Raw genomic sequence first — 13726 nt, 5'->3', positions numbered from 1 at the left:
GGAAGGACCACCTTCATACCGGGGTTCTGCGTCTTCTCGTTGCACCGCAACGGATCCGGGCGCGTCCGGACCACCGACCGCGCCAGCTACCCCGAGTCCCTACACCGTTACTCGGAAAGGCTCAGTGAGCTGGACGTCATGGAGTTTCAACGTCTGGCGGAGAATGGCCGCAGTGGGCTGGCCGGGGGGCATACGCTCGTTGCCATTTCCACGCTGAACGCAGCGCTCGCGCTCTGGCGGGGCTCGGCGGGCGAGGGGCTGCCCTGCGGCACCGCGCTTGACAACCGCTGGGCGGCCCTGGAGGAGCAACGGCTTCAGGTGTTCGAGGATCTGGCCGACGCCCGGTTGGCGGTCGGAAAGCACGCCGACCTGCTACCCGAGTTGCGTGAGCATCTGGCTGCGCATCCGTTGCGGGAGCGGGCGTGGGGACAGCTGATGCTCGCGCTGTACCGCTCCGGTGACGTGCCGGCCGCACTGGCCGCCTATCGAGACGCTCGCGCACGAATGGACGAGCAGCTCGGCATCGAACCTGGCGAGGAACTGGCCGCCCTGCACCGGGCGATCCTGAAGCGGGCGCGGGACGTCTCACACACCCAGCGATCGACCGTGATCGCTGCGCTGCCGACGCTGATCACCGAGCCGGCTCCTGCTGGCGGCATCGGTTGGGCTGTGCCCCGGGAACTGCCACCGGATCTGGTCACATTCGTCGGCCGCACTAAGGAGACGGCGGAGATAATCGCGGGAGCGACAGGCGGCGCACCGGCCGTCGTGGTCATCACGGGCCCGCCGGGAAGCGGCAAGACGGCGCTCGCGGTGCGCGCTGCCCACGCGGCGGTCGGCGAATTTCCCGACGGGCAGGTGTTCGTTGACGTTGCATACCGAACCTCGATTACCCCGGAGGAGCTACTGGCTCGGGTACTGCGCGCGCTGTGCGTTGCACCGGCCGACATGCCTGACAGCGCCGACGAGCGCGCCGGATGCCTGCGCTCACTCACTGCCGGACGCCGGCTCCTGCTGGTCCTCGACGGGGTTACCAGCGCGGCCCAGGTACGGCCGCTCATACCCGCCAGTCCTGGTCCTGCGCTGATCGCCGTCGGTCAGCGCTACCTTGGCAATCTCGACGGGGTGAGGCGGGTCACCCTATCGCCCATGGCTGCTACGAGAGCCAGGGAACTGCTGGCCGCGCTCGCCGGTGCGGATCGGCTGGCCGCCGATCCGGCCGCCACCGCCGAGCTGATCCAGCTCTGTGCCGGGTCGGTGCTAGCGCTGCGGATTGCCGGCTCCAGGCTGGCAACGTGGCCGAGAATGCCGATAGCTGCCCTGGTCAACCAGCTCACCGCTGGCGGGGGCAAGCTGGATCTGCTGACCTACGACGACCTGTCCATGCGGGCGAGCCTTGCTGCCGGTGTCGCGGTGGTTGCCTCGGAGGACGAGGTGGTCGGCCGGCTGCTCGAACTGCTCGCCGCCTGCCCTGAGGCCCCTGCAGCGGTGGACCGTGCCGCGGCGCAACTCGGTGTGTCTTCCGAGCGGGTCCGACGGGCGATGGAGGACCTCGTCGATGCGCACCTGGTAACCCGGGACGGTTCGACCCGCTACTGGCTACCGGCGCTGGTCAGGGAGTACATCGCGGAACTGTCGGCGGTGCCGTCCGGGCCGGCGCCTAAGGGTCGGGTGGCCGGAGGGAGTCTCACCCTCCGGCCACCCGACCCTTAGACCCGTCAGGTGCAATCCATCCTTACCCTGTTATCCGGGTCCGGGTGACGGCGAAATCGACATTGCTGCCTTGGACTCCGTGAACAGGTCCGCGGCTCCATGAGACGAGCGCGGGCGCAACCAGGCGCCAGCTGAGTGTTGCTGAGACGCTGACTAACCGTCGCCGGGCTGGACGGTGGCGCTGAGATCTGGTGTCGACTGCTTCGCTGCCGTTCGGCCGGGGCTAAGGCCGACGGCTCTCCTGCGCCGCCGCTGCGCGAACCTTGTCGGCTAGGGGCAGCAGTTGGGTGAGGTTGTGACGGTTGCCGCCGGTCAGGGCCTCGGCGAGGGGGATGCCCCGCCCGCGCCAGTGATGACGGGGTGTTGCGAGCCTGACTTGCGGCGGTCGACCGGGCCCGGGCCGGTTTGGGCCTCCTCTAAGCGCCCGGATGTGGGGAGCCGTCGATCAACTCAAGACTTTCGTGCCGCCCTCCGAGAGCAGCTGGATCCGCGTCAGCTGGTCATGCGCCCTGGAGGGCGCCGTCCGGTGTGCCGCCGTTCAGCTCCCACGCGTACGGAAACGCCGCGCGCCCACCCCGGTCCCTGACGCCGTGCCGCCCGGCGAATCTTCGACGGCACCATGCGCCGCTCGCATCGATGCTGTCCGGTTCGGACAGGCGGGCATCTAGCGTACGTAGAAGATATCTTGAATATATATCGCCATGACAGCCTTCGACCGTCATTGATCAACCTCAGCGAGACGGGGCGGCATGTCCGGCTACAGACGTAATCGATATTTCAGTAGGTCCCTGCGCGCGATGGCACTCGCCGTCGCGCTCGTCCTCGCGGTCAACCTGATCAGCCAGCCGGCTGCCCAGGCGGTTATCGAGGAACAACCTCCGGCATGTGCCGACCCGACCGTGCCGGAGGACGTCAACCACGCGTCCATCCGGCTCGAGGGGCCGGCAGCGGGGTCGGAGGTCGCGGTCGACGCGAACGGTGAGATCGCCATCAACGGCTATGTGCACAAACAGGCCACGATGGTGGACGTCGCGGTTGAGAAGACGACCTCGTCCAGCTTCACCTTTGGTCCACCGCCGGAGGGCGTCACGAACTGGTCCGCCTCGTGGGTCACCAGCATGCGCCCGCCGCACCTGGGCCCCGTCCAGGTCTGCAGCCGTGCCGAGCGGGAACCCGGCCGGTACGCGAAGATCCTGCGCGACATCACTGTGGTGGACCTGATCCCGCCGAGCAACGTCCCGAACCTGGCGGTCGGCACGATCGCGGCGACCAGCGCCAAGGTGACCTGGGGCGCGGCGACCGACAACTACGGCCTCGCAGGATACGAGGTCACCGTCGACGGCGGCACCCCCCAACGGACCACCGTCGGCACCCTCTCGTACTCGATCACCGGACTGCAGCCGTCCAGCGACCACACCGTCTCCGTGGTCGCCGTCGACCTGGCCGGTAACCGGTCGGAGACGCCCGCCACGACGTCGTTTACGACGGACGCGTTGCCGCCGCCGCCGGACGTCGACGCCGGTCTGACCCTGGACCCCGACGAGGGCGGCGCCACTGCCAGCTGGCACCCGGATCCGGCCAACGAGGCGAGCTACCGCGCCTACCTGGACGGCGAGATCTACGATCACTTCGAGCTGGAGCAGCTCTGCGAGGACGGCAACGGCAACGTGGCCAGCCCGTGCACGGTGGACAGCGTCATCAAGCTCCCGATCGAGCCGCTTGAGGAGTACACGCCGTACGCGTTCCGGGTCGAGGCGTTGCGCGCCGATGGCACGGTGGCGCGGGAGCTCGCCGGTGACTTCATCACGATGATCCACGTGGACGAGGTCTCGTCGGCGACCACGCAGACGACCGCCAGCGAAGCGTCGCAGTGCGCCGGCGCCGGTGGTGACATCTACATCGCGGCCAGCTCACGCGTCGGCGTGCCGGCGCCCGCCGGCAGCACGGAGATCTTCCTCGGCTGCTACCGGGCGGCGGACACCAGCTGCCTCGACGCCTTCCTGCCGCCGTCCGGCGAGAAGCTGGCCAAATGCGCGGACGACCTCACCGACATGCTATTCGCGATCGCCCCGTCCGGCCGCGGACCGGTCATCTCCTCGATCGACGACGCGCAGGTCAACCAGCTGTTCCTGAGCCCGGCCGCTGCACCGCTCGCCTGGTGTCTGAGTAGCGGAGCCTGCGCGACGCTCATCGCTCCCGTCGCGGAGACAGTGGCGGCCGCCGCGGTCGCTCCGGCCGCCGCCGCTGGCACCTCGTGGATCGTCGTCGGCGCTGCCGGCATCGGCATCGGGTTCGTGCTGGGCACCCTGATTGCCATGCTGTTCCCCAGTACGGTCGGCGTCCACGGTCTCGTCGAGTACCCGATCCATCACGACACCGACTTCGACACGTTCGAGAACTGGGGCCTGAACGACGGCCAGTGGTACAACAGCTTGAAGCTCTACGCCCAGGTCATCAAGACCACGAAGCTGGTGGCCAACCAGCACGATCTCCCCTTCGCGTGGGACTCCACCGAGGATGCGCGTCTCAAGCGGATCATCGACCGGGCGTGCACGGTCCAGCGCGGCACCCAGGGCAAGGCCGGGTGTGATGACGACATCATCGTTTACGTACCCGGGGCCAAGAACTACAAGGGCGCCGACATGACGGAGACCGGCAAGCACATCGTGACCGCCATGGGTGACGGCGAGTTCCCGGAGCCGACCCGCGCGGTGTGGTTCTACCCGGCGCGCAGCGTGCGGGGTCAGGCGGCGCGGTCCAAGGGCTACACCCGCGGTTGGTTCAATACCCTGGCGTTCAAACCGAATGCGTGCGACGTGCGGGTGCCTGGCCAGACCTGCGACGAGTTCCCGTTCTGGTCGACGGACCAGGCGGTTGACCTGACCGGCCAGGTCGCCAGCCTCAAACTGGTGCCGACGACGGAGTCGTTGCCGCAGGCCAACGACATCAACGCGATGTACGGCAAGTGCAAGGTGAACGACAAGACCAAGTTCGTCGTGTTGCCCGTGAAACCGTGGGTTGAGGCCGGCGGCCTAAGCTTCGCTTTCAAGGTCAGCGGAGGCGGGGCTAGCCTGTGCATGACCCCCGTAGCCCCGTAGCCAAGGAGCTTCCTGATGCTCGATGACATGCGCGTGCTGCGCGACGTGGTGCGGAAGTACCGCGTCGCGGCGACGGCTGCGGGCGTCGACTGGCCCGACCAGGCCGAGTCGTCGGCCGGGCAGCCGCCGGACCTGGTATACCGGATCTTCGGTGTGGATCACGTCGCGGAGCAACTGACCTGGTTGCAGTCGCAGCGATGGCCCGATCGGCGGTTGCTGCCCAACGCCGGCTGGCGGATGCCGTGGCCGGAGGGCGGGGACGCGCTGGACGCTCTGGGACTGTCGATCGGCACGCCGTTCCTCTGGCGGCAGCAACTGCCCCTGTTCCATTTCGATGTCGTCCTCTACACGTTCGTCCTCGCGGGCGAGCACGAGGGCGAGATCTGGCGCTATGAGATCTCTCCCGACGCCTGGGACTCGGTCCGTGCCGCCCCAAGTCTGGCCGCGCTCTTCGACCAGTGGACCAAGGGAATCGACGCCGGTGTGGTCGTCTACGACGACCACAACAGGTGGCTCTTGGTCGAGGACGTGGACGGGGTTCCCGGCCTCGACCCGCTGGCCTTCCCGGTGGCCCCGGTGGAGGAGACGCTGCTGCGGGCGCGGCAGCGCGAATGCGGGGTGAACATGGCCATCGTCGAGGAGGGCTTCGAGTACAACGAGGAGTTGCTCGAGGCCATCGACGCCGCCAAGGCATCGCTCGGCGTGTAGCTCGGTGCCGGCGGCTGCTCCGGGTAACAACCGGAACAGCCGCCGGCCGCGGCCGTACGCTGATCGGTCGGGGGGCGTCCGGCGTATCGCCGGAGAGCTCCCAGGCCAAGGTGCCGCACAGGCTTGTCCCGGGCGTACGCGAGCTTGGCGCGCGCAATGTCCAGGGTGTCGTACGACCACGACTCCGAGCCGCACTTTGCCGATCTGAACGCGGGCACCCGCAGCATCGCCTTCGCCGCCGGTGCGCATCGGGTCAACTCCTTCAAGAGTCGCGGCGGTGCGCCAGGAACCGACTCGCCCGAAGTGTGAACTCGAGATCGAGGAACTCGCCGAAGTCGCCGCTTTCTTGGCCGTCCGGTCATCCGTATCTGCCGCCACCGTGGGCAGGAGGATCGGGGAGCGGGATGGGAGCAGCCGGGTGCGCTGAACGGCAGTCAACTGCACCCAACGGCGCTGAACAGCACTCAACGGCACCAGTGCCCACCTGCGGTTCTCTGTTTCCGCAGGTCGGAGTCGGTGCCGCGTCCTGCTTCCCGCGGAGTGCTCGGCCGTTCTGGCCGGCAGTCGATGGCGTTCTATGTCGCCTGGTAGGGGAGTGTTCGCAGGTCAAAGCGGTAAGGCCCTCGTCGGCGTTCAGGCCTTGCAAGTGGGTGCAGATTGGGTGCAGCTTGGCGAAGTGGTCACCGCGTCCGAAGTGCCACCGAGGTCGGACTGAGCAGAGGGCCCTGGCCTGCGGTGATGTCGACGCGTAGGTCGATGTGACCTCCCAGAGAAGACCGAAGTGGTCAGCGTTTACTGCTCCCCGTCTGGATGGTGCCGGCTGTCGTCCTGAGACCCGCTGACGTCATTCACGAAGGCCATGCCGCATCGACGTACGGCACTGGATGCCGCCGTGGTGGCATCGGTCTGGATCCCGGGAGCTGAGACTCGAATCCCACCGACAACCTTCTGAGCAGGGCTTCCTGCGCGGTGACCTCTTCGGCATGCCCGAAGAGGTCAGCACGGATGGCTTCCGCCTCAAAGGCGGACGACGTCTTTCTATGCCGATGAGCGCGTACCTGACCTTGTTCCTATCTCCGTCCTATCTACGGTGTCTGGCGCGATCCGTTGCGGCGGATGAGCTAGACGCGCGGTCCTTGTCGTGAGCGGTGCGCTGGCTCTCGCGCTGTTACTGTTCATCAGCATGACCCGCCCGCTGTGGCGCTCGTCCCGGTGAGGCTGACCCGTGCCCTTCCACGCTTACGGCCCGTCCGTTGACGACGAAGCCCTTCTCGACGCCCTGCGTCAGGGTCACGACCGTCCCCAGGAGCCTGACGAGCCGTTCTGGCGGGCGCCGTACTCATTCATGACGTCGGCGCTCTATTGCGGCGGGCGCCTGACCCCGGCCACGGTCGAGGGCGTGCGGTACCTTGTCCGGACGATCGGAGAGCCCGGATTCGGCGGCGACGACCCCACCCTGCGCCAAGCAGCCCTATGGTTCCTACGCGACGTCGCCGGTGTCGCGCTCGCGGGTGTCGACCGGGTGGCGGCGTCCGGGCGCGACGAGCCCGAAGTGCGGGAGTGGCTGGCCGCGTACCTGCGCGAGCCCCGCTCCGTTCTGGAATGGACGGAGACCGACGCGCCAGGCGAGATGCTGCTGGCCGCGGCGCGCGCGGACTGCTTCGACCTGCTGCCCGAGGTGTTTGCGGCGGTCGAGCCACTGCTGGTCGCCCCGGCGCCGCGCCTGCGCATCCATGCGGCCTCGGCCGCGGCGATGCTGAGCCGCCATCCCGATCTGGTGGCGCATTGGCCTCGGCTGCTGGCGTACCACTTAGCGGAGTGCGTCTCGGACGACCCGCACCATCGCGCCTCCATGCTGCTGGGCGCTGGCGAACTGGACGGGGCACCGCGAGAGTGGCTGCGCGACCCACACCCCGGCGTGCGAGTGTGCGCCGCGCTCGCTCCGGCGCTTGCCGACGATTCTGAGGCGACCGCAATGCTGCTGGCGGAGGCGACCCGGAATCCGGCCGTCATCGACATGCAGCCGTTCGAGGGCATGATGGCGCTCACGGTCCTGCCGCACGCGGCGGCCGTGCTCGCCCGGGGCATCGGCGACGTCGACCGCCTTCTACCCGCGGCGATCGCGTCCGTGCCGTATGGCGCGACGTACCTCGACGTTGGCGAGGAGCACCGGACGGAGGCTGCGCTGTGCGAGCCATACCTGCGTGTGGTCTTCCCGGATGGCCTGCCGTCGGCGGCCACGCCCGCGCAGCGCCGACTCGCCGCGGCGGTCGCCCAGCACGATCCCGCCTGGGAGCGTGATCTCCGGGCACTGCCACCTCAGGACCGCTACCTCGCATCGCGGGCCGCCCAAGCCTGGGACGGGACGTTTTCGCGGCTTCGCCTGCCCAATGACCGATCCTCGTGGCGGGCCCTGGCTCAGGCCGACCCTGCCTGAGTCGCGATGCCCCGGCGGCGTCACTACGCCGAAAGATCGGCACTCAGCTCGACGTCCACGTACACGAGGTCGGCCAACTCGCCATCGGCCGTCACCGGCAGGCGGGCGATCCACACCGGTACTTCTGCCGCCAGCCGGACCACAACGATCGTCAACGGCGATCTTGACGCCCGGATCTGCCGCGATCCGTGCGCTACGAAGAGTTACGTGACCGCTCGGGGCTCGCGGCGCGGATCTGCCGATGAGAGGGCGTCGCGGTCGCTGTTGTACCGATGTGAGTTCGCCGAGAAGTGGCCGTTGAGTGCCGGCCTGGCCGCACAGGTCTTGCATGGCGACCGTACTTCTCGGCGATGTGCGGACCTGCTGGCAGACGCTGATTGTCGGCGGGCTACAGGTTGTTGATTCGGGCCAGCAGCTCTGCCTCGGTCAGGTTTTCCAGGACCGCGTCCTGCTTGCGGCCCAGGACCGCCAGCAGCTTCTCCTTCTCCAGCTTCTTGGCCGCCGCTGCCTTCGCCGCCTGGTCCTCCGAGAGGCGGATGGCGATGACGTGCTTGACGACCTCCAGCTTGGTCTCCAAGGTCGCCTTGGCCGGATTGGTCTCGGTGGCCACGAACGACTCGGTGTCGATGGCCTTGAGTTCGGCGTTGACTGCCTTGGCCACGTCATCGAGGCTGAAGCCGGACTTGGCGGTCAGCGGAAGCTCCCACAGCTGTTCCGTGGTCAGCAGTCCCTTGGCAGACGGGTAGCGGAATTTCTCCCGCGTGGCCTTCTCGAAAATGGTCACGGTTGCCTCTTTCGGATGTCTGGGCAGGGAATCAGAACTGGATGCTGATGAGGCGGCGCCGGCCGCCGGTCATGGTCACCTTGGCGACCACGGAGCTGCGGATCGTGGAGCTGAAGCCGAGGCCGGACAGCTGATCCGGGGACGGCTCGCACTTGGTGCGGTCGCCGAGAACCTCGAACACCTTGCGGTGCGGTTGCAGGTCGCCGCGGAGGAACTCGTTGTAGATTCCCCGGGTCGGCTGGTCGTTCACGCACCCCTTGAGGATGAAGAAGTAGTGGCGGTTGCCGACCTCGTTGTCGTCGAAGTAGTTCGGCGAGTACATGATGGTGGATACCGGTACGAACTGTTCGGTGGTGATGCCCCACAACTCCTTGCCCGCACTGCCCGGCTGCATGTCCTTACCCGGCCGGAAAGCGGTGATCACCCCGCCGGCAACCGTCATCCGGCCCACCTCGACGGTCTCCTTGTGGCCGACCGCGCGCTCGTGGCTGTAATGCTCGATCTTTCCGTTGCTCTCGGTCTCGATCACGAAGCCGACCTGGGTGCTGTCCCGCTTGCGGTACTGGTTCACCTCGATCCGGTACTCACCGTCGGGGACACGGTCGGTCCAGGTGACGTTCTCCACCGGCTCGCGGGAGAGCGTCCCGCCCGCGTTCATGTCGACGTCCAGCTTGTTGCGCTTCTCCTGGTACCAGATGTGGTCGCCGTCGGGTTCGTACACGTGCAGGTCGAGGTCGTCGTGGTTGAACCAGGACAGGCTCACCCGCAGCTTGCCGGTGACGTTGCCGCCGGCCCGCTTGACCTTCTCCTTGATCGAGTCGGTGACGTTGCCGTTGTAGGACCAGCCGAAATCGTTGTCCCAGGTGAACAGCCGCGGGGCGGCCGGATGCCGGCCGGTGGTGAGAACGACGAAGTGCGGTTCGTGGCTGTTGGCCACCCACAGGTCGATGGTCGCGGCACCGGGCAGGATGTCCTTCATGAAGGAGACCACGGGAATCTCCTCCGGCTTCGCGTCACGAAGGCGCGCACCTGACGACCCGGTGGTGGCCGCCTGCATGAGCAGCCCTTCGATGCCGTCCTTCATCCGCGACTGTGTGTCGTTGTCGACCCACAGCACGTTGGTGACCGACACATCGGACAGCCGGGCGAGCCGTCGCTGCAACGACTCCTCGATACCCAACTCGTCGATGGTCTTCATGGCGGCCTTGACCATGGCCGGGGTGATCAACGCCGTGGGGCGCTGGTAATTCTGCGGCGCCACCTTCGTCTCGAACGACCGGACCGCCTGCTCCAGGTCGACGCCCGCGCAGAGATCCTGGACGAGGGTGCCGATCACCGTGTTGCGGAACCGGGCCGCCGGGTTCATGGCGTTGGCGAAGACGAAGGCCCGCCGGTCGGTCGCCTTCGTCCACTGGTTCTGCAGCGACCGGAACTCGGTCACCGCCCGGCGATGCTCCGTGCCGCGGTAGAGGGCGTTGTCGTCGATAAGGTCGACGACGGTGTCCAGAGCGTGCTGGGCCAGCTCGGCCAGGCCACGCTGGAAGACCTGCACCGCGGCGTCGAAGTTGCCCTGTGCCGCGCCGACGTCTTCGATGCGATGCCGCTTCTCCACCCGGCCGTGTAGGTGGTGCCACACCTCGACCTGGCCGTCGCGCAGCGTTCGGGTGGTCTTCGTCCCGTACTGCGCCTGAGTGGACCGGAAGATGGTGGACAACGGCAGCGAAAGAGCGAACTCGTCCAGAGCGGCGGCGAGGACGGAGAAGACCGGGTCGGAGGCCGACACCCCGGACCAGACGGTACGGACCCGCCCGTCGTGGATCTCAACGACGTTGCCGAAGTGCTTGATGAAACCGCGGCAGGTCGAGCAGTCGTACTCGGACCGCTCACGGAACCGCAGATTGGTGCCGGCGGGGAAGGAATCGAGAAAGGTGAGCCAGAGTGAGTCCCGGTCGAGACCGTCGCCGACGACGTACAACTCACCCCTGGACATCGTGGACAGACGCGAAGTCACATCCGTCACGAACTGCTGGAAATCGCCCACCGTTCCATCCCCCTTGATCGCCGGAGATCCTACGGAGCGAACGCCAACCGGAGAAACACGTTTCCGGCTGGCCGCACGGCCACAGACGGGCGGCGGTGGACGGCGGCCAGTCGACCGGAGCGCGTACGGCGGTGGGGTGCCGGGCCGGCGGTCAGCAGTTTCCGCCAGTTGGCCGGCGGCGCCGATGAGTACACCCCGGCTCACGCTGTGGTTGCCTTGCCGGGCACCGGAAGGCCTGGGTGGTCGAACCACTTTTCAGGCACGCCAGGCTCGCACCGAGGGACCGTGTGAACGCGCGCTCGATCAGGTGCGCGCTCATGCCGCCGTGGGCACACCGCTGGGCCACATGGCTTCGGTACCAACATCGAGTGGACCGAGCGGACTGTCGGCGGCAAGTATCACCCGGATCGCGCAGTAACCGGATGCCTCGAGTTTCTCTCGCACCCAGAGCTGTCCGTCTTCTTCCCGCTGAACACGAAAAATGTCACCCTTGGCGGCATCCAGCGCGGCCCATGGTGCAAACGGCAGCCGGACTCGGTCCGGCGAGAGCGCCTCGGCGCGCATCCCGAGGGCTGAGGCCGGCCTACCTGACATCGGGAACCAAACCCGCACCCGTTCCGCTGCTGCCGGTGTGACCACGGCGTCTCCTGTCGAGGGCATCGCTCAAGTTTGCCGCACCGAAAGGCCAGAGGCATGGGACGAACAAGATCAGCTTCACTCTCATGCCGCCGTCCGTACGCGCCGGCCGACGGGGAGACCTTCGCGCTCCCTGACCGGTGCGAGAGCGTCCCGAACTGCCGAGGTCCGCGTGTCGGCTCAGAATCCGATCTCGTCGTAACCAAGTGCCGCTACCGGAAGCTTCAGCCGTTTCCTGGTCTGGTTGACCGTCTGGACCAGGCGTTCGTGTAGTGCGACGCGATCGTCCATGAGACCCAGTAGGTCCGACGCCTGCGCAGCCAGAGCGCGCTCCCAACTTGCTGCTAGGTCGGCTGACACCACGTGCGTGAGATGCTGCCTGGCCGGCATCACGTCGCCGCAGACGGCGGCCGCCGTTCCGGCATGGTAAGCATGCCACAAGAGCGACTCGTCTGGCCTGGCGGCACGGGACGTCAAGCTTTCGGCAACGGCGCCGACGTGGGGAAACTGCGCGCGGAGTTCGACGATCCGACCGGCAGCAACCCCAGCGGTCAAGGTGACGTCCCGGAAGAACTGGTCAGGTTTCAAGAAGTCGACGTGTTGGCTCCAACCACGTTCACCGACTGGCGGCCGGGTGACGAAGGACCCGTCATCGCGCCAGTACAACCGTGAGCCTTCATCAAACGCCCAATGATCGCGCTTTGCCCAGAGCCACATGGCACCCACGTTGAGGTACGTGCCCAGGCCACGGCCCGGCTGAAACTCCACAATGCTCAACCACCAGGCACGATCGTCGTACCACACCCGCGACCGCCCCTTCTGCCGAAGGCCAAGCGGACGTAAAGCAGAACGGGCCGCCGTCGTGATCGACCGGTTGATCTCCTTGCTCCCTGACACGCGGACATTATCGCGGGCACCGACGCGCCCTCCGGCCCCAGCGAGGGGCTGGCCGCAAGATCGGATGTGCGCTCATGCCGCGAGTCGCCTGTCGCCGAAGGTGACCCCGGCCCGGCCGCTGCCCTCTAGCTGCCGATGACCGGGCGTCGCGGTATGGACGAAGGGTCGGCGGCGCTCGGGGCGTGGTCGTGCTGGCAGGCGCCAGCCCGGAGGTGGCGGTGGTTCACTTGAAGGTGGCAGATCTTTGGGGATACCGGCTGCTGTCGATCGGCGCGCCGGGGTACGCATTCGATGTGCGATCATCAGAGCATGACAACCAGAAAGGCTTATGGCCGCTGACCGCCGGCTCGCGCTCGACGCGATGCTTCCGGACCGTTACGCCCATCTCGAGGTCTTGGCCTCCACCATCGATCATCTTGGCCGGCTCGTCGCCCTGGTCGCCGATCCCGGCCAAGGTTTCGTCCCTGTCCCGCACTTTTCCGAGCTTCGTCCGCCGCCGCGTTACGACGCGACTGCCCTCATCTGTGGTGACGCGGAGGTTCACGAGATCCCGCTGAAGGATCTTGATCTGTGGTTCTCCGACATCGACACTCTCGGCGACGGTGTCGTGCTGGCCTCCGCCCGCTGCGATCCGCCGGGTGTCTCGTATGAACACTACGGGGAGCCGGTGCAGCGGGATGAGCTTCACCTCACGGAGAACCTTCGGGTGTTCGACAGCCGTGGTCAGATCCGGGCATCGTTCTATGCGGGCGACGGCATCGAGCAACTCGTGACCGATCCCCACGGGAACATCTGGACCAGCTACTTCGACGAGTCGAGCTACTGGTCCGCCAATCCAGACGGCACGCGCTCGTACGGGTTCATGCTCGGTCTGGCACGCTGGGACAGCACGGGCGGCGAGCCCTGGACGGTGTCATCCGACACCCCGGGAGTGGCCTGGTGCGACTGCTACGCGCTGAACGTCGGCCGGGAGCGCGTTCATGCCTGTCCCTACCCTGACTTTCCTCTGGTCGAACTCGACGCGAATGGTATTCGGTCGGCTACGCCGAACACCATCACGCGCTGCGCTGGCCTGGCCGGCTCCGGCTCCGATTTCGCCTTCCTCGACCAGCACCGGGAGGGCGGTCGGTACCGCTGGGAAATCCGTCGAGCCCGCCGAGACGGGGAGGTCGTGGTCGAGAAGGAACGCGAGCATCTGGTGCTGCCAGACGGCCGACGACCGTCAGGTTGGGCGCGTGGAAAGGTCGGCCGTGACGAGATGCTCTGGCTTCAGGTAAACGGCGATCGCCGGCGTTGGTACCGCTATGAGATCGATGCCTAGGTCTACCCCCAGGCATCCAAACTGATCGCCTGCGCCCCCGACCAGGCGTCACCGTGCGTGACGCTCGTGCAGTGGTGCTCGAAACACGGTC

Annotated in this window: 11 protein-coding genes; 6 read left to right on the top strand and 5 right to left on the bottom strand. The window is 67.2% G+C overall.

Annotated features, from left to right (window positions below; all coding sequences use genetic code 11):
* The 5 genes from C1I95_RS02790 to C1I95_RS02775 all read left to right on the top strand — a co-directional run.
* Positions 1-1713, top strand: a 1713-nt coding sequence (locus tag C1I95_RS02790) for a BTAD domain-containing putative transcriptional regulator (protein WP_111212158.1), incomplete at its 5' end; no start/stop codon positions are given.
* A 797-nt stretch (positions 1714-2510) separates the two neighbouring features.
* Entirely contained in the window at positions 2511-4811 is a 2301-nt protein-coding gene (locus tag C1I95_RS02785) for a fibronectin type III domain-containing protein (RefSeq protein ID WP_233513336.1), read from the top strand.
* Positions 4812-4826: 15 nt separating this feature from the next.
* Positions 4827-5519 carry a hypothetical protein gene (locus C1I95_RS02780; protein ID WP_111212156.1) on the top strand — a complete coding sequence of 231 codons (693 nt, stop codon included), beginning with the start codon at positions 4827-4829 and terminating at the stop codon, positions 5517-5519.
* A gap of 165 nt (positions 5520-5684) precedes the next feature.
* Positions 5685-5828 carry a hypothetical protein gene (locus tag C1I95_RS35105; protein WP_158566266.1) on the top strand — a complete coding sequence of 48 codons (144 nt, stop codon included), beginning with the start codon at positions 5685-5687 and terminating at the stop codon, positions 5826-5828.
* A 916-nt stretch (positions 5829-6744) separates the two neighbouring features.
* Positions 6745-7956, top strand: coding sequence for a hypothetical protein (locus tag C1I95_RS02775; protein ID WP_111212155.1), 1212 nt, complete (start codon positions 6745-6747; stop codon positions 7954-7956).
* A gap of 23 nt (positions 7957-7979) precedes the next feature.
* Here C1I95_RS02775 and C1I95_RS36880 read toward each other — a convergent pair whose 3' ends face one another.
* The 5 genes from C1I95_RS36880 to C1I95_RS02755 all read right to left on the bottom strand — a co-directional run bounded on the left by C1I95_RS36880 (position 7980) and on the right by C1I95_RS02755 (position 12314).
* Positions 7980-8111: a hypothetical protein gene (locus tag C1I95_RS36880; protein WP_267900687.1), complete on the bottom strand. Its 132-nt coding sequence runs from the start codon at positions 8109-8111 to the stop codon at positions 7980-7982.
* 233 nt (positions 8112-8344) lie between these two features.
* Complete coding sequence (locus C1I95_RS02770) at positions 8345-8740, bottom strand: hypothetical protein (RefSeq protein ID WP_111212154.1); 396 nt, start codon at positions 8738-8740, stop codon at positions 8345-8347.
* Between the two features lie 31 nt (positions 8741-8771).
* Positions 8772-10781 carry a DUF8224 domain-containing phage-derived protein gene (locus C1I95_RS02765; RefSeq protein ID WP_111212153.1) on the bottom strand — a complete coding sequence of 670 codons (2010 nt, stop codon included), beginning with the start codon at positions 10779-10781 and terminating at the stop codon, positions 8772-8774.
* A 315-nt stretch (positions 10782-11096) separates the two neighbouring features.
* Positions 11097-11345, bottom strand: coding sequence for a DUF4265 domain-containing protein (locus tag C1I95_RS37190; RefSeq protein ID WP_158566264.1), 249 nt, complete (start codon positions 11343-11345; stop codon positions 11097-11099).
* 252 nt (positions 11346-11597) lie between these two features.
* Positions 11598-12314 (bottom strand): hypothetical protein, encoded by a 717-nt coding sequence (locus tag C1I95_RS02755; protein WP_146605621.1) that lies wholly within the window; start codon positions 12312-12314, stop codon positions 11598-11600.
* 328 nt (positions 12315-12642) lie between these two features.
* Between C1I95_RS02755 and C1I95_RS02750 the strand changes: the two genes are divergently transcribed.
* Complete coding sequence (locus C1I95_RS02750) at positions 12643-13635, top strand: hypothetical protein (protein ID WP_111212150.1); 993 nt, start codon at positions 12643-12645, stop codon at positions 13633-13635.
* Positions 13636-13726 lie beyond the last annotated feature (91 nt).

The organism is Micromonospora craterilacus, from assembly GCF_003236315.1.
Taxonomy (GTDB): domain Bacteria; phylum Actinomycetota; class Actinomycetes; order Mycobacteriales; family Micromonosporaceae; genus Micromonospora; species Micromonospora craterilacus.
Note: the sequence above shows the minus strand (reverse complement) of the source record. Positions and strands in the feature narration are given on the sequence as shown.

Bases quoted from the DNA above. Each gene is read 5' to 3' on its own strand.
- C1I95_RS37190 (WP_158566264.1), bottom strand. From the start codon at position 11,345: ATGCGCGCCGAGGCGCTCTCGCCGGACCGAGTCCGGCTGCCGTTTGCA.
- C1I95_RS02750 (WP_111212150.1), top strand. From the start codon at position 12,643: ATGGCCGCTGACCGCCGGCTCGCGCTCGACGCGATGCTTCCGGACCGT.
- C1I95_RS02785 (WP_233513336.1), top strand. From the start codon at position 2,511: ATGGCACTCGCCGTCGCGCTCGTCCTCGCGGTCAACCTGATCAGCCAG.
- C1I95_RS02780 (WP_111212156.1), top strand. From the start codon at position 4,827: ATGCTCGATGACATGCGCGTGCTGCGCGACGTGGTGCGGAAGTACCGC.